This window comes from Seongchinamella sediminis (genome assembly GCF_003457605.1).
GTDB lineage: Bacteria > Pseudomonadota > Gammaproteobacteria > Pseudomonadales > Halieaceae > Halioglobus > Halioglobus sediminis.
The window spans coordinates 47,759-67,980 of sequence record NZ_QRAN01000002.1 but is presented as its reverse complement, the minus strand read 5'-3'; the positions used below and the strand labels follow the sequence as shown (position 1 = coordinate 67,980).

At 63.9% G+C, this 20,222-nt stretch carries 17 protein-coding genes and 1 tRNA gene; 8 read left to right on the top strand and 10 right to left on the bottom strand.

Going from position 1 to position 20,222, the window contains the following annotated elements:
* Positions 1-209: 209 nt before the first annotated feature.
* The 5 genes from DWB85_RS01895 to DWB85_RS01875 form a co-directional block, all read right to left on the bottom strand.
* Positions 210-1,505 carry a radical SAM protein gene (locus DWB85_RS01895; RefSeq protein WP_117952508.1) on the bottom strand — a complete coding sequence of 432 codons (1,296 nt, stop codon included), beginning with the start codon at positions 1,503-1,505 and terminating at the stop codon, positions 210-212.
* A 64-nt stretch (positions 1,506-1,569) separates the two neighbouring features.
* The gene (locus DWB85_RS01890; RefSeq protein WP_162845972.1) at positions 1,570-2,496 is read right to left on the bottom strand and encodes a Gfo/Idh/MocA family protein; all 927 of its coding nucleotides are present in this window, start codon (positions 2,494-2,496) and stop codon (positions 1,570-1,572) included.
* Between the two features lie 165 nt (positions 2,497-2,661).
* Positions 2,662-3,801, bottom strand: coding sequence for an acyl-CoA dehydrogenase family protein (locus tag DWB85_RS01885; protein WP_117952506.1), 1,140 nt, complete (start codon positions 3,799-3,801; stop codon positions 2,662-2,664).
* Positions 3,802-3,813: 12 nt separating this feature from the next.
* Complete coding sequence (locus DWB85_RS01880; protein ID WP_117952505.1) at positions 3,814-4,995, bottom strand: acyl-CoA dehydrogenase family protein; 1,182 nt, start codon at positions 4,993-4,995, stop codon at positions 3,814-3,816.
* A gap of 55 nt (positions 4,996-5,050) precedes the next feature.
* Positions 5,051-5,932 (bottom strand): fructosamine kinase family protein, encoded by an 882-nt coding sequence (locus DWB85_RS01875; RefSeq protein ID WP_117952504.1) that lies wholly within the window; start codon positions 5,930-5,932, stop codon positions 5,051-5,053.
* 75 nt (positions 5,933-6,007) lie between these two features.
* Here DWB85_RS01875 and DWB85_RS01870 point away from each other — a divergent pair.
* Together DWB85_RS01870 and DWB85_RS01865 are read left to right on the top strand one after the other, a co-directional pair.
* A tRNA-Val gene (locus DWB85_RS01870) sits at positions 6,008-6,084 on the top strand.
* 505 nt (positions 6,085-6,589) lie between these two features.
* Positions 6,590-7,159, top strand: a complete 570-nt coding sequence (locus tag DWB85_RS01865) for a hypothetical protein (RefSeq protein WP_117952503.1) — start codon at positions 6,590-6,592, stop codon at positions 7,157-7,159.
* Between the two features lie 462 nt (positions 7,160-7,621).
* Here DWB85_RS01865 and DWB85_RS01860 read toward each other — a convergent pair whose 3' ends face one another.
* The gene (locus DWB85_RS01860) at positions 7,622-8,437 is read right to left on the bottom strand and encodes a DODA-type extradiol aromatic ring-opening family dioxygenase (protein ID WP_117952502.1); all 816 of its coding nucleotides are present in this window, start codon (positions 8,435-8,437) and stop codon (positions 7,622-7,624) included.
* 3 nt (positions 8,438-8,440) lie between these two features.
* Positions 8,441-8,947, bottom strand: a complete 507-nt coding sequence (locus DWB85_RS01855) for a DoxX family protein (RefSeq protein WP_239017195.1) — start codon at positions 8,945-8,947, stop codon at positions 8,441-8,443.
* A gap of 129 nt (positions 8,948-9,076) precedes the next feature.
* Between DWB85_RS01855 and DWB85_RS01850 the strand changes: the two genes are divergently transcribed.
* Entirely contained in the window at positions 9,077-9,976 is a 900-nt protein-coding gene (locus tag DWB85_RS01850) for a LysR family transcriptional regulator (protein ID WP_117952500.1), read from the top strand.
* An 18-nt stretch (positions 9,977-9,994) separates the two neighbouring features.
* Here DWB85_RS01850 and DWB85_RS01845 read toward each other — a convergent pair whose 3' ends face one another.
* Positions 9,995-10,651 carry a porin family protein gene (locus DWB85_RS01845; RefSeq protein ID WP_162845971.1) on the bottom strand — a complete coding sequence of 219 codons (657 nt, stop codon included), beginning with the start codon at positions 10,649-10,651 and terminating at the stop codon, positions 9,995-9,997.
* Positions 10,652-10,771: 120 nt separating this feature from the next.
* Here DWB85_RS01845 and DWB85_RS01840 point away from each other — a divergent pair, with 120 nt between their 5' ends.
* The 3 genes from DWB85_RS01840 to DWB85_RS01830 all read left to right on the top strand — a co-directional run bounded on the left by DWB85_RS01840 (position 10,772) and on the right by DWB85_RS01830 (position 12,803).
* Entirely contained in the window at positions 10,772-11,902 is a 1,131-nt protein-coding gene (locus DWB85_RS01840; protein ID WP_162845970.1) for a D-2-hydroxyacid dehydrogenase, read from the top strand.
* Positions 11,903-11,921: 19 nt separating this feature from the next.
* Entirely contained in the window at positions 11,922-12,347 is a 426-nt protein-coding gene (locus DWB85_RS01835) for a nuclear transport factor 2 family protein (RefSeq protein WP_205422642.1), read from the top strand.
* Positions 12,348-12,440: 93 nt separating this feature from the next.
* Complete coding sequence (locus DWB85_RS01830; protein WP_117952496.1) at positions 12,441-12,803, top strand: rhodanese-like domain-containing protein; 363 nt, start codon at positions 12,441-12,443, stop codon at positions 12,801-12,803.
* Positions 12,804-12,805: 2 nt separating this feature from the next.
* Here the strand turns inward: DWB85_RS01830 and DWB85_RS01825 are convergent, their stop codons facing one another.
* Complete coding sequence (locus DWB85_RS01825; RefSeq protein WP_117952495.1) at positions 12,806-14,422, bottom strand: tRNA-dihydrouridine synthase; 1,617 nt, start codon at positions 14,420-14,422, stop codon at positions 12,806-12,808.
* Between the two features lie 149 nt (positions 14,423-14,571).
* On the opposite strand from DWB85_RS01825, the gene DWB85_RS01820 reads away from it, so the two are divergent.
* On the top strand, positions 14,572-16,731 hold the full coding sequence (locus DWB85_RS01820) for a hypothetical protein (RefSeq protein ID WP_133300543.1): 2,160 nt from the start codon (positions 14,572-14,574) through the stop codon (positions 16,729-16,731).
* A 45-nt stretch (positions 16,732-16,776) separates the two neighbouring features.
* On the opposite strand, the gene DWB85_RS01815 is transcribed toward DWB85_RS01820, so the two are convergent.
* Entirely contained in the window at positions 16,777-18,246 is a 1,470-nt protein-coding gene (locus DWB85_RS01815; RefSeq protein WP_117952493.1) for a protein adenylyltransferase SelO, read from the bottom strand.
* Positions 18,247-18,339: 93 nt separating this feature from the next.
* On the opposite strand from DWB85_RS01815, the gene DWB85_RS01810 reads away from it, so the two are divergent.
* Positions 18,340-20,211, top strand: a complete 1,872-nt coding sequence (locus tag DWB85_RS01810; protein WP_117952492.1) for an N-acyl-D-amino-acid deacylase family protein — start codon at positions 18,340-18,342, stop codon at positions 20,209-20,211.
* Positions 20,212-20,222: the final 11 nt, after the last annotated feature.

Here is a 20,222-nt window from a genome sequence, read left to right as displayed (position 1 = left end):
TCGTCTCTGCGGCGCCGTACCCGGCAAGCTAGATTACGTTTCGGGGTACGCCAAAAAGCGTACGTCCATGTACAGGCTCGGCTGCAGCCGTCCCTGGCTGCAGACGCCCCCGAAACGTAATCTAGCTCACCGTGCACTCGATCGGCATACAGAGCTGTTGGAACTTTAATGCGCGGTTAGGAGGAAAACAGTCCTCTAGACCCACAGAATCAAAGAAAGTAATCCGCCTCAGCCGACTCATCCCAGGACAGCTTGCCCAGCTCATCCGGGTTGGCGATCAAACGCTCGATCCACCAGTTCACGTCGTTATAGAGGCAGGTCACCTTCTCGCAGGTGACCGTGGCGTTGAAGTTCTTCACCAGGTCCGCGGTGACCTCCCGGGTCGCGTCATAGGCCTGCACGCCCGCGTTGGCATTCTTGTCGCCCAGGCGGCCGTGGTCCTGGTTGCGGTATACCGGGCAGTTGTAGAGGCCCAGTGGCGACAGCACCTGGCGGAAAAACTGCATATGACACTGCTGCGGCTGTTTGGCCAGGCTCTGGGTCTGGCGCTGCAGCATGGCCTTGAGGCCGGTGGACTGGTGGACCCGGAAGCTGTCGTCGGCGAGTTTGAGCGCCTCGTCCACCTGCGCCTGGATGCGATCGATTATGTCGTCCAGGTGGGCGTTGGCCCGGATATCGATGACCTCGGCATTGTTGACTTCGTCGCGGGTCAGGAAGGGCTTGAAGCTGATGTAATCGAAGCGGTTGTCCTTCGCCAGTTTCGCTGCCTGGGCGATTTCGTGCAGGTTTTCCACGATCTCGGCGTCGTTGATCTCGGCCCCACGCCAGGTAACGATGTAGGAGAAGCCCACGGTCACGTCCGGGTTGGCATCCTTGATCAGTGGCACCTTGGCGCAAATGCCTTCGAGGGTGAAGCTCTTGCGCGGCTTGTGCATGGGCTGGAAGGTGGCGTCAGTGCCGGAATCCAGCGACAGGCGTACCCAGTCGGACTTGTCCATGCAGTCGGCGACCCGGGCGATTTTCTCGTTGCCGGTGCCGTTGGAAACGATGGCGATCTGCAGCCCCAGTTCCTTCATGAAGCGGATGACCTCCTCGAACTTGGGGTACAGGGTGGGCTCGCCGCCGCCGATCACGATGACCGACTTCATGCCCCGCTCGGCCATCACCTTGAGCGACTCCAGCAGTTTGTCGTGATCAAAGCGGATGCCGGTATTGAGGATGTCCAGGTCGACGCAGTGATCACAGGCATAGTTGCAGGCGGTGGTGAGGTCCAGGTTGATGGAAATCGGGGCGAAGTCGGGTACTTTTGTCGGGTCCAGGTCGCTAGCCTCGGTGTTCTCGGCGCTGCGCATTGCCACCTGCCAGCGCACATAGTGTTCCAGGGCCTCTTTGGCCCCCGGCTGTACCAGTTTGGTTGCGAAATCGTGAATACTCGCCAGTTCCAGCTGTTCCTCGTTCTCCGCGACGGGAGCGTCGACATCGGTCAGGGGGATTTTGTCGTTCACGGGGCACCTCGGGTACTAGCAAAAATCAGTGGCAGCAACCGCTGATTGTACGGGGACTGGGGCGCTAGCGCCAGACGGCGGCCAGTTGCAGCAGGTTGCGATGGGCGCTGCGCAAGCTCACACCGTCGGTGGTCCGGCCCCGGGCCAGGCCGGCGAGGAAATCGGCGGTGACCTGGTGCATGGGGTCGGCGAAGGCCACGCGGCTGCCGGCGCCGGCCAGTGACTGCCGGTACTCAGGCAGGGTCACCTCGCGGTCTGCCCGGGCGCCGTTAATGGCGTACCAGGCGGGGCGTGGCCGCTGTTCGCAGGTCTCCAGCAGCAGCCGGGCGCTGATGCTGCCCCGCCCGTGCCGGTACTGGCAGTCCAGTTCCAGCTGCTGCCCCCCGGGCGCCACTGTTAACGCGCAGCGCTCGCAGTCCCCGGGGCCTGCCAGCGCCTGCAGCATACTGATGAAGTGGGGCGCGGAATCGGTGACCATGTCGCGGCCGATGGATATCGGGCTGAGGCGCATGGCAAAGCGCTCGATGTCCCCGGGCAGCCCGCCGTGCAGCTTCGCGAACGCGGCCAGCGTGGCCGGCCACTGGCCCACCATCTGCAACAGCAGGCCCTGGTTTTCATAGGCGGCAACCAGCGCATCGGCCTGTTCCCGGGTTGCCGGCCATACCATGGGCTTTTCCACCAGGCAGTGACAGCCGGCCGCCGCGACCTGCGCCAGCTGATCCGCGTGGCAGCGCCAGGGCGAGCAGAGGGCCACCGCATCCGGTTTGAGCTGCTCCAGCGCCTGCCCCAGGTCGGTGAAGCCCCGGGTGCTGATCTGCCAGTTATCCGCCAGGCCGGCCAGGGCGTCGCTGACGCTGGCCTCGCTGGTGCCGACAATACCGCAGATATCCGCTCCCGCCGCCGCCAGGCCGGCGGCGATGAAGGGTCCGGTGCCCTGGCGGACGGAGCGGGCGCCGACGACCAGGACTCTGCGGGGGCTGGGCATGTTCATGCGGTTTCCGAGTGTTGCGTGGCCCGCCATTGTAGCCCAGATGCCCGGACCTCAAAGCGCGCAAACCCGGTGCCCGCGGCGGAGTCGGGAAATGGCACATAATTACTTTATTTCTGCCGGGTGGGTGTCCCTTGCGACCGCCTCGAATTATCCCTCCCGCCTGCTTTAGGACTGGCTGGCCGTCGCCAGGTACTCCGCAGCTATCCTGCTGCCCAGTTGCGCACTGAGGCGGGCGCTGTTGCCCAGGCTCATTTCGATCTGCCGGGCCTGCAGGCAATAGCGGTGCAGGGGATAGTCCCGGTCGACGCCGGTGCCACCATGACAGTGTTGTGACGCCTGGCTGACCCGGTGGGCGGTATCGCCGCACCAGATCTTGGCAATCAGCGTGGCCTCCCCGGCCGGGCGTCCCTGGTCCAGCAGCGAGGCGGCCTGCTCGGTGACCAGGCGCAGGCACTCCACGTCGATGTAGCAGTCCGCGACCCGGTGGCTCACCGCCTGGAAGGTGGCGATCGGGCGACCGAATTGTTCCCGCTCGGTGGTATAGGAGCCGGTCATGCGCATCATTTTGTCAGTGAGACCAACGGTCATGGCGCAGAGGGCGGTGCGGGTGGCCTGTTGTGCCCAGTGCATGGCGCGGAGCGCCTTGTTGCCGACCGCCACGATGTCCTCGTCCGGAACCTGGACGGCATTCATCGCCAGCTGATGCAGCGTCTCGCCGCTGGTGACGGTCTGCGGCGTGAGTGTGATGCCCGCGGCCTCCGGGTCCACCAGCGCCACCACCAGTTCCTCGCCGCAGCGGGCGGAGAGCAGGATGCGCCGGGCGGTCGTGGCCCGGCTGACGCAGATCTTGGTGCCGCTGATGGCGTAGCCACTGTCGGTTTGCGCGGCGCTGGCTGCCGGCCGGGCGGGGTCATCATTGGCGTATTCTTCCAGGGCGGCACTGAGCTGCAGCTCGCCCGTCGCGATGCCCGTCAGCCAGGCTTCTTTCTGCCTGGCGCGGCCATAGCGCCTGAGCGTTGCCGCGGCGCTCACCAGTACCGGCACCACCGGCGCCGGGGCAACGGTCCGGCCCGCCTCCTCGCACAGGGCGCTAAGAGCGAAGAAGCCGAGGTCGGTGCCGCCGTGAGCCTGCTCGATGTCCAGGCCGAGCAGGCCGGCCTCCGCCATGGCCTGCCACAGTCCGGGGTCGAAACGCTGCTCTTGCTGCTCGATGGCCCTGAGCTTATCGTCTGCGGTGAAATCCGTGAAGATTTGCCGGGCCAGGTCTTTGACGCTGGTGAGCTCCTCTGAAACAGTAAAATCCATCTTGCTTTCCTCCTAGCGCGACCTGGGCATCCACAGCCCCGCCATGGCGATAATGTCACGCTGTACTTCATTGGTGCCGCCGCCGAAGGTGAGGATGGAGCCCACCCGCCAGCGGAATTCCAGTTTGCCCTGCAGTATTGCCCCGGGCGAGCCGGCGGCGACGGTGCCCGCGGTGCCCATGACCTCCAGCAGCAGCCGGTAGAGTTCGACAAAGAACTCGCTGCCGTACACTTTCGCCGTCGAGGCATTGGCCATGTCCAGCGGGCCCTGGTCCATGGCCCAGGCCTGTTTCCAGCACATCAGTTTCAGCGCTTCCAGCCCGGTTCTGACCTTTGCCAGGTTGTGCTGCACCCAGGCCTGCTCGATCAGCTTGCCGCCGTCGGGGGCGTCGGTCTGTGCCGACCACGCGGCAACCCCCTGGTACAGCGAATCCACCTGGCCGTGGGTAAACAGGGACAGGCGTTCGACGTTGAGCTGGCTGGTGATCAGTTTCCAGCCGCCATTGATCTCGCCCACCCGGTACTTGTCCGGAATACGCACGTTGTCGTAGTAGGTGGCGTTGGTGCGCGCGCCCAGGGTGCGCACCGGAGTGCAGGAGAAGCCCTCGCTGTCGGTGGGCACCAGGAACATGGTCAGCCCCTTGTGTTTTTTCGCCGGGTCCGGGTCGGTGCGCGCGGCCAGCCACACGTAGTCGGCGTAGTTGGCCAGGCTGGTCCACATTTTCTGGCCGTTGATAATCCAGTCGTCGCCGTCCCGTTCCGCCCGGGTGCGCAGGCTGGCCAGGTCGGTGCCGGCGCCGGGCTCGGAGTAGCCGATGGCGATGACCACCTCACCGCGCTGGACCCCGCGAACCACTTCCTCCCGCACGTCCTCGTTGGCATGGGCGGCGATTACCGGGGTGCAGGCCTCTGTGGTGAGAAAGGGGTAGGCAAACCCGGAGCGTATCACCTCGTCAGTGAATATATACTGCTCGATATGTGACAGTTCCTTGCCCCCCAGGTCCTTCGACCAGCTGAGGCCAATCCAGCCGTCGGCCCCCATCCTTGCGTACTGGCGGCGAAACTCCGGGCCGCCGCCCTCCTTGAGATCCTCGTCCTTCATTTCCTCGAGCAATGCCGGCGTCATGATGCCTTTCATGTACTCGCGCACCTCCTGCTGGAGGGCTCTTTGTTCGGCCGTGAGTTCGATATTCATCAACAGTGTCTCCTGGTGTGGTTGCCGGACCTGGTCCAGTGCAGCGTCGCGCGGCTTAGCCGGCTTCTGCGTTAAGCCTGGCAATCATGTCCCGGGCCTGGCTGGCATAGCCGCCGCCAAACAGGTTGAAGTGGTTGAGCACGTGATACAGCTGGTACAGCACTTTACGGCTTGTATAGCCCGGATCAATGTCCCAGCAGTCACGGTAGGACTGGTAAAAACGATCATCGAAACCGCCGAACAGCTCGGTCATTGCCAGGTCGGTCTCGCGATCGCCGAAGTACACCGCCGGGTCATATATCACTGGTTCGCCCTGCGGGTCGCTGGCCCAGTTCCCGCCCCACAGGTCGCCATGGAGTAGTGATGGGGCTGGACTGTAAGCCCGGAAAAATACCGGCAGCCGCGCCACCAGGCGCTCGCCGCCGGCGAGCAGGCGCCCATCCGCCCCATTGCGGGCTGCGAGCTCCAGCTGCGCCCCCAGCCGCTGGCGGGCGAAAAAATCGACCCAGCTTTCCGTCCACGGATTGGCCTGTTCGGTGGCCCCGATGTAATTGTCCCGCTGCCAGCCAAAGGCCGTCGCTGTGCAGCGGTGCATGGCGGCGAGCTGTTCACCGAGCCGGGCCGCGGTAGCCGGGGAGGGCGGGCCGAATTCGACCGGTTCCAGGGCCAGCCAGCTGCCCCGGGCATCGGTGCCGGTGGCGATGGGCCGGGGCGCCCGCAGGGTTGCGCTGCGACGGATTTCCTCCAGCCCCGCCGCCTCGGCCTCGAACATGGGCTGCAACTCGCGCCGGTTGCGCTTCAGGAACAGGCTCACCGAACTGCCCTGCAGCAGGAAAGCAGTGTTGATGCAGCCACCCCCCACCGGCCGCGCTGCCACTACCCTGAACGGCTCGCCCAGCGCCCCGGACAGATCCTTCTCCACCTCTTGCCAGTCCACATATACCCCACATAAGACACCTGAAACCAGGTGTTGAGCTCTGGCCGTACTGGCCTTATAATGCCGGCCCTCTTCAGGACTATAGCTCAGTTGGTTAGAGCGCTACCTTGACATGGTAGAGGTCCCCAGTTCGAATCTGGGTAGTCCTACCAAACAAAAAAGCCCCGCCGTTTTTCCGGCGGGGCTTTTTTGTTTGGCTGTGGCTACGCTACGTGAGAACTGGCGTTCGACAAACTCTCCCCCCGGGAGAGTTTGGACGCCGCAGCGCAGCGAAGGCGCCCGCAGGGTCACAACACCCCAAAGGGTGTTGTGATCAATCTGGGTCCCGCCGCTCTCACCCAACCCCGGCGGGGGCTTTTTTGTTTGGCTGTGGCTACGCTACGTGAGAACTGGCGTTCGGCAAACTCTGCCGATTCAGGCAGCAAGTGCATTCAACCTGGCGGGCATTAGGTGAGGTCCGAAAAGGCCATGAATCTCCGCGGCAGATTTTTACTTCGACAGTAAAGCAGGGTCTATTCGGCTTTTTTCTTATCTCTCCATGATCTAACAGTACGCACCCCGACTGCTACTCTGAAGACTTACTGGTTCAGTCTGACCGCGAATACAGCGAAGTGCAGATTGACCTGCTGACTCTCGCAAATAGGATGAGGGGCAGAAATGAATAAATCTCTGTTTACTGCAACTCTGGCCGGGATTGCGTTGGCCGCGGTGCACTCCGTTTACGCTGAACAGCCCATGGGCATTCAGGGCAACGTAACGGTCATTAACGAAACAAGTGATCCGGTACCCGTCACCGTCACCAACCAGGAACCCAAAGCTGATTTTCAGCGAGTGCGCATACTCCTGGGTGAAACCAGGAACTGTGAGAATGTCCCCTGCAATGCCACTTTCGGCACCTCTGTCTATCGAGTCCCCGAAGGCAAGACACTGCTTATTGATGAAGTTTCGGTCAAGGAATCCTTCACGGGCTTGGGTGGTGTCGCTCTGCTTTCGGTAACAGGGCTTGGAGAGCAAATTCAGGTCCCAGTGATCGGCGAAATGGTCGTGGCTGGGGGCGATAGCTTTACTGCGCGCAGCATGAATATGCACTCTACAGGCCTGGTTGAGGCAAATGTCTCCTTCGATCAGACACCAACCGGGATAGTGTTCATTCAGGTTGTTATTTTCGGCCGGTTGATTGACGGAATCGATACCTTTATCGATTGCGACCCCGACAGCTGCCTTTGATCGAACTAAGCTGCCCGGCCCGGATTACATGCCTAAAGCATCCAGCCAGTCATGCATTGCCGGCTGTTACCCAGGTCGTCAGCTTGCCCGTGTAACGGCCATGAGCAAGCAGATTACTGTTCTCACTCCGGGGAAACCAGGACTGAACTGTGCTGACTACCCAGTGCTGCGTAAGGATGTAGCAAGACCTTGAAGATCGGTTGTTATTTTGATCCTGTGACAGTCTGCCGATACTGGCGAAAATCCCGGAAACCTTACGCCAGAGAGAGGCGGTAGTGGTGTAGAAGCAGCCTGTTTAACCTGACTTGCCTGATACCTGAATAACTGTTCCTTGTATCGACAGTACGGTCGCCATAGCAGTTTCAACCCAATCCAGGTGGGCGTCGCCCTCGAGGTGAAAGCCGACAACTCGTGTTGTCCACCCTCCCGTAAGTTGGCCGCGGCGACTCTATCTATTCCCCCTCAACCAAACCTGAAACCCGAAACCCGTGTCGTCAGCAGGTCTTCGGAATAAACCCTGCGCCCGCTGTCCTCGCCCGCGGCGCCAGCCACCACCATCAGCGGCAGCAGGTGCTCCTCCTCGCCCGGCGGGTGGCAGGCGTAGGCGGCTGGCGCCTCGTGCCAGCGCGCCAGTGCCTGGAGCCGCTGCGGTGGCGATGCCTGCAGGGTGTCGGTCAGCCACTGGTCGAATGCCAGCGAGGGCGCGGTAAATTCACTGTCGTTATAGGCACTCATGTTGTGGAAACTCATGCCGCTGCCAATGATCAGCACATTGTCGTCGCGCAGGGCGGCCAGCGCCTGCCCGGCGGCGATATGGGCGGCGGGGTCGAGGTCCCTGCGCAGCGACAGCTGCACCACCGGGATGTCCGCGTACGGGAACATCAGTTTCAGCGGGATAAACGTGCCGTGATCGAAGCCGCGAGCAGCGTCGAGCCGGCTCTCGGCGCCAGCCCCGGCCAGCAGTTTACTGACCCGCGCCGCCAGTGCCGGATCTCCCGGGGCGGGGTAGCGCAGCTGGTAGGTGTGGGCGGGAAAGCCGTGGTAATCGTAAATCAGTTCGGGCCGGGCACCGGCGCTGACCTCAAAGCACCCCGACTGCCAGTGCGCCGATACCATGAGGATGGCCCGTGGCCGCGCTGGCAGGGTGTCGGCGATCCCGGCGAGAAAGGCGGCCATGCCGTCCCAGATGCCAGGCGGGTCCCAGGTCATAAAGAAGCAGGGTCCGCCGCCATGGGGGATGAACAGGGTCGGTTGGCGGCCTGTTTCGTGTGTCGGCATTGCTCAGGCTCCTTTGCCGCTGAGCAAGCGGTCAAACGATGCCCTGCCCGCGCCACTGACGGCCAGTGAGACTGATATCGCCAGCAGGGCGAGACCGAACTCGTAGCCGTTGTTGCTCATGAACAGGCCGTTGCCGATGTGCACGGTGAAAATCGCCACCAGCATGGTGAAGGCCAGGACCACCGCGGCGGGGCGCACCAGCAGGCCGACGAGCAGCGCCAGGCCGCCAAGGAATTCCGCGCCGCCGGCGAGCAGCGCCATCAGGTAGCCCGGTGCCAGGCCGATGGATTCCAGCCACTGGCCAGTGCCCGCCAGCCCGTGGCCGCCGAACCAGCCGAACAGCTTTTGCGCCCCGTGGGCGGCGAAAATAATGCCGGCGGGTATACGCAGTGCCAGGGCATCCCAGCCGGCACTGGTGCGCAGCAGCCGCGCTGCCAGGCCGGATCTGGTGGCAGTGCTTGCCTGCGCCGGGGCAAAAGTGCCGGTGGTGCTTTGAGTCATTGTTGTCATGAGTCTCTCCTCGATATCGTGTCGTGGGCATTGTCTGTGTCACCGCAGTGACGTGATGCTTACTGTATATGTGGCATAAAGCGGCATAAATAGCTGTTGAAGAGACATATTGTTACGTAAAATAAAACAATGGATCGATTACTGGAAATGCAAAGCTTCGCCAGCGTCATCGACGCCGGTAGTTTTGTCGGCGCCGCCGACGCCCTGGGCCTGTCCAAGGCCGCCGTCTCCCGGCATGTTAACGCCCTGGAGTCGCGCCTCGGGGTACGTCTGCTGCACCGTACCACGCGCCGCCTGTCGCTGACCGCCGAGGGCGAACTGTTCCTGTCCCGCTGTCGCGAGCTGCTGGCCGGGCTTGAGGAGGCGGAGGCGGAAGTGACGGCCAGCAGTGCTGTTGCCAGCGGGCTGCTGCGCATCAACGTGCCGGTATCCTTCGGCCTGCGCCGGCTGGCGCCCCTGTGGGGAGAATTCCGGCGCCTGCATCCCCAGATACGGCTGGATATCACCCTGGCCGACCGGGTCGTCGACCTGGTCGAGGAGGGCTTCGACCTGGCGGTGCGCATCGGGGTACTGGAAAACTCCAGCCTGGTGGCGCGCCGGCTGGCGGAGTCTCGCCTGCTGGTGTGCGCGGCGCCCGCCTATCTCGCCGAGCACGGTGCGCCGGCGCACCCGGCGGAGCTTCGCGACCACAGCGTCATCGCTTACAGCTACCACTCCGGGGGTGACGAGTGGCGCCTGCAGGGGCCACAGGGGGGCGTCAGCGTGCGCGTTAATCCGGCGATCCAGAGCAATAACGGCGACACCTGCGTGGCCGCCGCCCTCGCCGGCCAGGGCCTGGTCATGCAGCCGGATTTCCTGGTGGACGATGCAATAGCCCGCGGTGAGCTGGTGACGGTCATGCCGGACTATGTTGCCGGCACGCTGGGGGTTTACGCCGTGTATCCGTCGCGGCGTCACGTCGCCCTCAAAACCAGGGTGTTGATTGATTTTCTGCGGAGTCGGCTGGGCCAGTCCGCCGCGGCGCAGTGAACCCCCGGCCGGTAGGCTCTAGAACATCCAGCCCAGCTCAATCTTGAAAATGTCCAGGCTGGGATCAAAGCCCTCGTCACCGTCGATCTCGGTGTGGTTGAAGGTGGCCTTCAGCAGCATGTCGTTGTTCAATTCGTAGCGCACCCCAGCGGCCACACTGTAGGAGAAACTGGTGTCGTCGTAGGAGTCGTAGTAGGTGTCACAGACATACCCCCAGAAGGGGTCCCACCAGCAGCCGGTAACCGGCGGCCCGTCGGCCACATTTGAGTCGACGTAGGTCCAGCCCAGGCCAGCGCTGACAAAGGGGGTGAAGGCCTTGTCGAGGAAATTCCAGGTGGCGCCGAACTGGCCGCTGAACACGTCCATTTCATGGTCCACGGACACCAGGCCGGACTCGTCCGTGTTGAACACGGCTTCGTAGTCCGGAGAGAGGTAGAGGAACTCGCCACCCACGCTGAGGTGCTGGCTGAAGTTGTAGGCCACGCCGAAGCCGAACCCGATATCGCTGTCGATGTCGACCTCGGACTGGCGGTCGCCACTGAAGTTTTCCGAGCTGCTGTACAGCAATTGTACCGATGTTTCCCAGCGCCCGTCCCGCCGGGATTGGGCGTCGGCGTGGGCAGCGCCGGCGAGGATCATGCCGCCGACGGCCAGGGTTAATGCCTTTTTATCCATCAGGTCCACCATTGGTAAGCGGGTTCGGAGGCGAGTATAGCAGCGGCCGGCCGCAGCCCCTAGCCCGGCAGCAGCTTCCTATTTACAATGCCAATTCACCCCGAGCCCGGAGGCCTGCCCGTGATCGCCAGAACAACGCTCGCAGTTTTCATGCTGCTGACCGGCCTGCTCGCCCATGCTGGCGGCCCCAGCCCGCAGGCGGCGCGCATCATCGATGAGCTGTCCCTGCGGGCGGCAGACAAGCCCGTGTCGGCCCTGCCGGGCTGGGCCCCGAAGAAGGTGCTGGTCACCCTGCCGCCCATGTTCCTGGCGGTGGCGCCGGACTACCCGCAATTGCTGCAGGCGGCCGCCGGCGATGTGGAACTGGTCATTGATGATTCCGGGGACTTTGTCCCGCGCGCTGAACTGTTGCAGGGGGTAGACGCGCTGATCGGCCTCTGTAGCCCCGCCACCGTGGCCGCCGCCAGCAAGCTGTTCTGGCTGCACAATTACTTCGTCGGTATGGATCGCTGTGCCACCCTGGGCGCGGAGCAGGTAAAGGGCCGCGTGTTCACCAACGGCAAGCGGCTTTCGGGGCCGGCCATCGCCGAACACAGCATCGCCATGGTGATGGCGCTGGCCCGGGGGCTGCCGGCCTACCAGCGGGCCCAGGTCGAATCGCGCTGGGATAACAGCCTGCGGGGCGAGGTGCGCTTTGGCGAGCTGAACGGCAGGACCATGCTGGTGGTCGGCCTGGGGGGGATTGGTACCGAGGTGGCCTGGCGCGCCCACGGCCTGGGCATGAACGTCATCGCCACGCGCAACTCGTCGCGATCCGGGCCAGATTATGTCAGCTACGTGGGTCTTGCCGATGAGCTGCATGAGCTGGCCGGCCGGGCCGACGTGGTGGTGAACGCCCTGCCGCTGACTCCCGCTACCAGCGGGCTGTTTGACCGCCAGTTTTTCGCCGCGGTGAAGCCAGGGGCCCTGTTCATCAGCGTCGGCCGCGGCAAGAGCACGGTCACCGCCGACCTGGTGGCGGCGCTGGAATCCGGCCAGCTTTACGGCGCCGGCCTGGATGTGACCGACCCTGAGCCGCTGCCTGCCGACAGCCCGCTGTGGCAGCTGCCCAACGTGATTATCACCCCCCACTCGTCCGCTGCCGGTGGCGACAGCCTCCGTCGCGGGGCCATTATCGCCGCCGAAAACCTGCGCCGCTACGTGGCCGGAGAGGCGCTACTCAATACCGTCAATATGGAGGCGGGATACTGAAATGTCGGAGGATTCAACCGTGTCAGCAGAAAGAGCCATCGAGAACCTGGTGTACCGCTATGCGGAGTTGATTGACCAGGGCGAACTCGCCGCCGTCGGCAGGCTACTCGGGCGCGCCAGGTATATCGGGCCGGAAGGCCAGGTGCACGCCGAGGGGGCCGAGGCCATCACCGCGATCTACCGCGCCTATACCCGCCTGTACGAGGATGGCACGCCCCGGTCCCACCATGTCACCAGCAACCTGATTATCGAGGTTGACGGCGACAGCGCCCGTTGCCGCTCCTACTTCACCGTGTTCCAGGCCACCGATTCCCTGCCCCTGCAGCCGCTGATGGCGGGGCGCTACGTCGATGAGTTCGCCCGCGACAGCGATGGCTGGTATTTCATCGCCAGGCAGATCATTCCGCGCCTGTCGGGCGACCTGTCCCAGCACCTCAAGGCCTGATACGAAGACAGCCGGTTGATCCAGGGCATGGTATGGCAACTGGCGCAGCGCTAGAATTCCAGTGTGTAAGCTACTTTATCCGGGAGAGTTCGCATGTTGAAAACCGTACCTGAACTGGTCGCCGAGGCCCGCACGGACCTGCGCTGTGTGGACGCCGCCACCGCGACCGCCGAGGTCAACGAAAACCAGGGCACTATCGTCGACGTGCGCGAGCTCATCGAGGTGGAAAACCTGAACGCGCCGCACTCGCTCAATATTCCCCGGGGCATCCTGGAAATGAAAATCACCGAGCTGGTCCCGGATGAGAACCACCCAATCTACCTGCATTGCGCCACCGGCGGCCGGGCAACCCTGGCGGCGGAACAGCTCAAGCGCATGGGCTACCGTAAGGTGACGGTGATTACCTGCCCTATCGACACCGTCATGGAGCAGCAGAAGCTGCTCTCACTCGGCTGACATCAGGCGCCGAGGAAGGGGCCGTCCACGCACAGCCGGCGGCCGTCCGGCGCCGCGCAGGCGCCACAAATACCGACGCCGCACTTGGTGAGGTAATCGATGGCGCTGAAGATCTGCTCGTCGCGGCAGAACTCCCGCTGTACCGCGATTGCCGCGTGCACCATGGGTTCCGGGCCGCAGTTGTAGAATACCAGTGCATCCCGCTCATCGGCGGACATTGCCTGCAGGCGCTGGCGCAGCAGTTCGGTCACCACGCCATGGTAGCCGGCGCTGCCATCGTCGGTGGCCACGTGGACCTCGGCGATTTGCCGGCACTCCTCGAGAAAGTACAGCCGTTCCGCGGTGCGGGCGCCGGCGAATACTTCCGCGTTGCCGAAGTCGCGGGCGGCCTGGTACACCGCGGCCAGGCCGGTACCGCCGGCCACCGCCATGATCCTCGCGCCCTCGGGCGGGTCGATGGGAATGCCGTGGGGGCCGCGCACATAGCACTCGCTGCCCTCGGGCAGTGACATCATGGCGTGGGTGAACTCACCGACGTCGATCACCACCAGCGAGAAGGGGTCGTCAGTCAGCGCCGAGAAGGGCTTTTCGCCGACACCCGGCACCCACAGGAAAACGAACTCCCCGGCCTGGATGTTGATCTTGCGATCGAAGCTGAGAATGGTGATGTCGTCGCAGACTTTCTCGTTCTTCACCAGGGTGACCGGGCGGAAGTTCATGTCCACGTCGTAGCGGATCCTGGATTCGGCGCGCTCCTGGTCCCGGGCCAGGTCGGATGCCAGGGTGGCGAAGTAATCGCCGATCTCATCGGTGGTCAGGCCCACCAGCGCCGAACCCACACCCACGATGCTGGCGCCGGCGTCAAAGTAGGCACGCACGTCAGCGGCGCTGGACACCCCGCCGCAGCCGATGATGGGCAGGTCGCTGGCTGCTGCCACCTCTTTCACGCACTTGAGGCCGATGGGCAGCACGCCCTTGCCGGACATACCGCCGGCACCGTTGCTGAGCACCGGGTGGCCGTGGGCGGAGGTGTATCCCGGACCCACCGTGTTGATGGCGCAGAAACCGTCGGCGCCGCCGGCCTCGGCCGCCCGGGCAATGATCGCGATATCGGGGGTATTCGGGGTCAGCTTGGGAATCACCGGAATATCCACTGCCGCCTTCACCGCCGCCACTACTTCCCGCACCATCTCCGGGTCCTGGCCCATGGCCATGCCGTAGCCCTTGGCGTGGGGACAGGACAGGTTGAGCTCCAGGCCGTCGGAGACCGGCGCCAGGATCTTCGCCACCTCGACAAACTCGGCCACGCTGCCGCCGAATATCGAGGTCAGCAGAAAGCGATCCTCGGGGACGCGCAGCTGCGCCATCAGTTCCGCCGAACGCTCGGGGCCGGGATTGGTCAGGCCCACGGCGTTGACGAAGCAGCCGGGGGCATACTGGCTCAGCACCGGTTCCCGGTAGCCCAGCCGCGGTTCCGGGCCAATGCTCTTGGTGGTGACCACACCCACTTCCGGCATATGGTCGAAAATGTACTGCATGATCGGCACGGCGGTGGTGACGATGCCGGAGGGAATGGTGAAGGGGCCGGAGAGGGTCTTGCCGAAAAATGTTGTGCTCAAGGTCGTGGACTCAGTCTGGGTGCGGGCGAGGAGGGCGCATTATAAAGCCTCCGGTCGCAGCGGGCGAATCCAGACTGGCGCCGTCACTGGCGTGTTGTACACTGATCAAGGGTAAATTAGCCCGGTCCAACAAGTGAGGGGGCGCCGCAGTGGCATCACTACTGAGGGAGTTGAAACGCCGCAACGTGTTCCGCGTGGCCGTCGGCTACCTGGTGCTGGCCTGGGTGGTGCTGCAGATCACCGACCTGGTGGCCCCGGCCCTGCTGCTTCCCGAGTGGACCCTGAGCCTGGTCACCTTCCTCGGTATTCTCGGCTTTCCCTTTGCCCTGTTCTTCGCCTGGGCCTTTGAGCTTACCCCCGAGGGACTCAAGCGCAGTGCCGACGTGGAACCGCACGAATCAATTACCGGTCAGACCGCAGGGGCGCTGAACAAGGTCATCATTGCGCTGCTGGGTATGGCGGTCGCCATTCTGCTGGCCGATAAATACCTGGATTTCGGTGCCTTGCTGGCGCCCCCGGCGGCGGAGCAACAAGCCGCCGCCGAGCCGGCGCCGGCGCCTGCGGAGAAAGGCAAGCCGCGCAGTATCGCCGTGCTGCCCTTCGTCAATATGAGCGATGACCCGGAGCAGGAGTATTTCTCCGACGGTATCTCCGAGGAGTTGCTCAACGCCCTGGCCAAGATTCGCGAGTTGCGGGTGGCGGCGCGCACCTCCTCCTTCGCTTTCAAGGGCGAAAACCAGTCGATTACCGACATCGGTGAGCAGCTCAAGGTGGAAACCGTGCTCGAGGGCTCGGTGCGTAAATCCGGCGCCCGGGTGCGCATTACCGCCCAGCTGATATCGGTAGACGATGGCTACCACATGTGGTCCGAGGCTTACGACCGCGACCTGGTGGATATTTTCGCGGTGCAGGACGAGATCTCGGCTGCCATCGTCGACGCCCTCAAGCTGCACCTCTCGGCGGGGGAGACGCCGACAGCGCAGCAGCCGGTGAATATCGATGCCTACAACCTCTACCTGCAGGGTCGCCACAACGTGCGGCAGCGCAACCCCAGCTCGCTGGAATTCGCCTTGAAGCAGTTTCAGCAGGCCATCGACATAGACCCGGACTATCCCCAGCCCTGGGCGGGGCTGTCGCTGGCCACCCAGCTGCTGCGGGAGGACAGCTACGGCACCATTCCCGGCCCGGAGTCGGACCGGCTGGCCCAGGAGTACCTGGACAGGGCCTTTGCCCTTAACCCCGAGCTCGGCGAGGCCCACGCCGCCCAGGCCCTGCTGCATAACGTGCGGGGTCGCTGTGAGCAATCCCTGCAAAGCCTGGACAAGGCCATCGCTCAGCTGCCCTCCGAGGGCATTCTTTACACTTGGCAGAGCTTTTGCCTCAGGTCGCTGGGTAAGTACGCCGCGGCGCGGGAAGCGGTCAACCGGGGTTTTGAAGTGGATCCGCTGCACCGCTCGGTGAGGATCAACTGGTTTCAGCAGCAGGCGGATGAGGGCAATTTCAGCCGGATACGCAAGACGGTGACCGAGGGAACCCTGGAGTATTACGTGGCGGAATACATTATTGCCGCTGCCCAGGGGCGCAGGGCCGACCAGTACCGGCTGATGGACGCGGCTGACAAAGTGCAGAAACGACAGCTGAATCAGTTTTACCGCAACCTGGTAAGCTTCCTCTGGCTGGGTGAGACCGACATGCCAAAGGGTACGTTTCCAGCTCACCTGGAGGACCTTTTCGCGGCACTGGAAAAGCCCACTGAGACGGCTGCGGCCTTGATGGCGCTTGATTCGCAAACCCTGTCCCGCGAGCAGCTGCACGTGCTGTCGGTTGCCCTGATTGCTGACAGGCGCTGCGGGGATATGCTGGCAGTATCGCAGCGCCTGAATGTCGAGGAAGTCACGCAGTTTGGTGACGTGGATGACGGCGACAGTGACTTCGGCCTGGCCTCGGACTATGCGTTCTGTTTGCGGCAAACCGGGCAGGCCGGGCGCGCGGATAAACTGGCGCAGAAATTATTGCAGTACCTTGACCAGGCAATCGCGAGTGGACTGCCAGTCAGGAGCTGGTCGGATGCGCGGGCGAAATTACTGCTTATTCTGGACCGTCAGGCCGAGGCCGTGGCCTCACTGCGTGAGGTCTACAGTAGGCACGAACTGGGTCCTCTTCGCATCGCCATATTCGCGCGCCTGTTCGCCGGTCCACTGAATGAAAATGCGGAGTTCCGGCAATTGCTGCAGGAGGTGGAGGCGACCATGAACGCGGAGCGGGCCAGGCTGGGCATGCCGGCGAAGACGCTGGCAGAGCTGCTCTGAAGCAGCCACGGCTTGCAGGGGGGTGGGCAGCCGGCGCTGGCCTGCTCAGGTCCCGCAGAAGGTCTGTGTCACCGCCTGTTCCGGCGCGGCGGGCAGGGCGTAGTCCCGGTCCCGGGGCGCATACTCACAGGGCCGGGTTACCCGCGCCAGCAGGGCCTCGAATACGCTGAAGTCGTCCTCGTCTTCCGCCGCCCGGATCGCCGCCTCCACCAGGTGATTGCGGGGGATAAATACCGGGTTGGCCGCGGCCATGCGCCGGGCCCGCGTCTCCGGGGTCAGCTGGTCGGCGTCAAGGCGCTGGCGCCAGCGGGACAGCCAGGGTACAAAGCTGTCGGGGAATTCGAATAGATCACCTACCTGCTGTGCCGGCGCTGTTGCGTGGTCGTACAGGCGGCGGAAGCAGAGCGTAAAGTCAGCCTGCTCACTGCTCATCAGCTCGAACAGCTCATCCACCAGCGGCCGGTCCGCCGGCTTGATTTCGTCCAGGCCGAGCTTGTCGGCCAGCCCGCGCAGGTGGGCCGCCTCAAACAGGGTGGGGAACTCATCGACGGCGGACTGGGCCAGCTCCACGGCCTGTTCCTGGTCCTCATGTAACAGCGGCAACAGCGCCTGCGCCAGCACCGCCAGGTTCCAGTGGGCAATGCCCGGCTGGTTGCGGTAGGCGTAGCGGCCGCCGTGGTCGATGGAGCTGAATACCTTGGCCGGGTCAAAGTGGTCCATGAACGCGCAGGGGCCATAGTCGATGGTCTCGCCGCTGATCAGCATATTGTCGGTATTCATTACGCCGTGGATAAAGCCCAGCAGCTGCCAGCGGGGAATCAGCGCCGCCTGGGCGGCGATTACCGCCTGCAGCAGGGCCAGGGCCGGGTTGCCGGCGCCGGAGCGCCCGGGATAGTGCCGTTGCAGGGCGTAGTCCACCAGGATGGCCAGGGTGTCGGGGTCCTGGCGGGCGGCGAAATACTGGAAAGTGCCGATGCGGATGTGGCTGGCCGCCACCCGGGCCAGGATCGCCCCGGGCAGGAAGCGGTCCCGCGCCACCTGCTCGCCGGTGGTCACCGCCGCCAGTGCGCGGGTGGTGGGCACGCCCAGGGCATGCATGGCCTCGCTGACCAGGTACTCCCGCAGCACCGGCCCCAGGGGGGAGCGGCCATCGCCGCCGCGGGAATAGGGGGTGGGGCCGGCACCTTTCAGCTGGATATCAAAGCGCTTGCCGTCCGCATCCAGCACCTCGCCCAGCAGTATCGCCCGGCCGTCCCCGAGCTGGGGGTTGTAGCTGCCGAACTGGTGTCCCGCGTACACCGCGGCCAGCGGCTCGGCACCTGCTGGCAGCTGGTTGCCGGCGATAGTGGCCACGCCCTCCGCTGAGGCCAGCCAGTCCGGGTCGATGCCCAGCGCCTGCGCCAGGTCCCGGTTGACGGCAATCGGCCCCGGTGTCGCCACCGCGGTGGGCGCCAGCCGGGTGTGAAATTCCGCCGGCAGGCGGGCATAGGTATTGTCAAAGGGTATCGGGCCCATGGGCTGGAACTATCCTGTGGCAGTCTGATCTGGTATATACGGGTGCAAGTGCATGATAACGCAACCAGACAAAAGAAGATTCTGGAGACCTGTATGTCGAGAAAAACCTGGGACACCCTCATCCAGAACGCCCTGGTCTTTGACGGTACAGGTGAAAAACCCCGGGAGATGGATATCGCCATCAAAAAAGGCAAGATTGCCGCCAAGGGCATGTTCCTGCCGCGCTCGATGGCGGCCGAGGTCATTGACGGCAGCGGCCAGTGGCTGATGCCGGGACTGCTGGACATTCACACCCACCTGGATCTCGAAGTGGACCTGGAGCCCGGCCTGCCCGAGGTGGTGCGCCACGGCACCACCACGGTGCTGGTGGGCAACTGCAGCCTGGGTACCTGTTTCGGCAGCCAGCTGGAGGAGGGGCAGGACCCCATCGTCGACTGCTTCACCCGGGTCGAGAACATCCCCAAGTCGGTGCTGCGCAAGTGCGTGGAGGCGGTGGATTGGCAGAACACCGGCGAGTACATGGATCATTTCGACAACATGCCGCTGGGCCCCAACGTGGGGGTATTTGTGCCCCACTCGATGTTGCGCATCGAGGCGATGGGGCTGGAGTCCAGTATCTCCCGCGAGCCCACCGAGGCGGAGCTGCAGCGCATGGAGTCACTGCTCGATACCGCCATGGACCAGGGCTACATCGGCATGAGCACCGACGGCCTGCCATTCCACTACCTGTCCAATGACCCCCACACCGACAAGCGCATCCCCACCCAGTTCGCCAGTTTTGGCGAGCTCAAGCGCCTGCTGCGGGTGGTGCGCAACCGCGCCCGGGTCTGGCAGACCACCCCGATCATCGAGAACCGGCTCAAGGCCTTCCTCTATTTCATGCTCACCAGCGGTCGCCTGTTCGGCAAGACCCTGAAAACCTCGGCCCTGTCGGCGGTGGAGTTCGTGCTGGCGCCAAAAGCCGCCCGGGGCTTTCTCGGCTTTGCCGCGCTGATGAACAGCCGATTGTTCCAGGGCAATATGCATTTCCAGGCCCTGGGCACCAATTTCCGTATCTGGTCGGACGGCATCGTCAGCCCCCTGTACGAGGAGCTCGATTCAACCGCACAGCTGATCGCGAAGGAATACGACGACGTGGAAGGCCGCCGGGCCCTGCTCAACGATCCTGCGTTCATTGAGCAATTTCGCGAGGACTGGCGCCACGGCCGCGGCGACCGGGATTTCGCCAGCATCAAGGCCAAACTCGGCTTGCCGGACATTCTGGTGCCGCGCCAGCTCGATATGATGCACTTCGACGGCGCCCCGGTGGCAGACTGGGAGGGCGAAACCCTGCAGCAGGTCTACCAGCGGCTGGAGCGCTTCCAGCGGGGCCAGGCCGATGCCGCCCGCTCCGCGGCCGAGGGCGAGGCCTTCGGCAAGTTTCCCCGGCCCATTGGCGACGACGCCGAATTCATGCTCCACATGATGCGCGAGTACGACAAGCAATTCCGCTACTGGGTGGATGTGGCCAACACCAATGAAGAGGCGACCCTGGAGCTGTTGCTGCACAAGCACACTCTGCCTGGCTTCAATGATTCCGGGGCGCACATTACCAACATGGCGTTTTTTGACGCCAACCTGCACTCGCTCAAGCTCGCCCAGCGCAAGTCACTGCGGACCGTGGCGACCATGGTCAAGCGCCTCACCAGCGAGCCGGCCGCCTTCTTTGGCCTGGACGTGGGCACACTGGAGCTGGGCGATCAGGCTGATATCACCATGATCGATCCCGAGGCGCTGAAGGCCTGGGACGACAAGAGCGGCCGGCAACTTGTGTACCGCGAGCTGTTCGAGCACAAGCAGATGGTCAGCCGCTCGGACGGGGTGGTCACTCACACCTTCATCAACGGGGAGCCGGTGTGGCGTGACGGTGAGTTTGGCCCGGCCCTGGGCAGCAAAACCCTGGGGCGCGCCCTGCGAGCGGCCTGAATCGCGCTGTC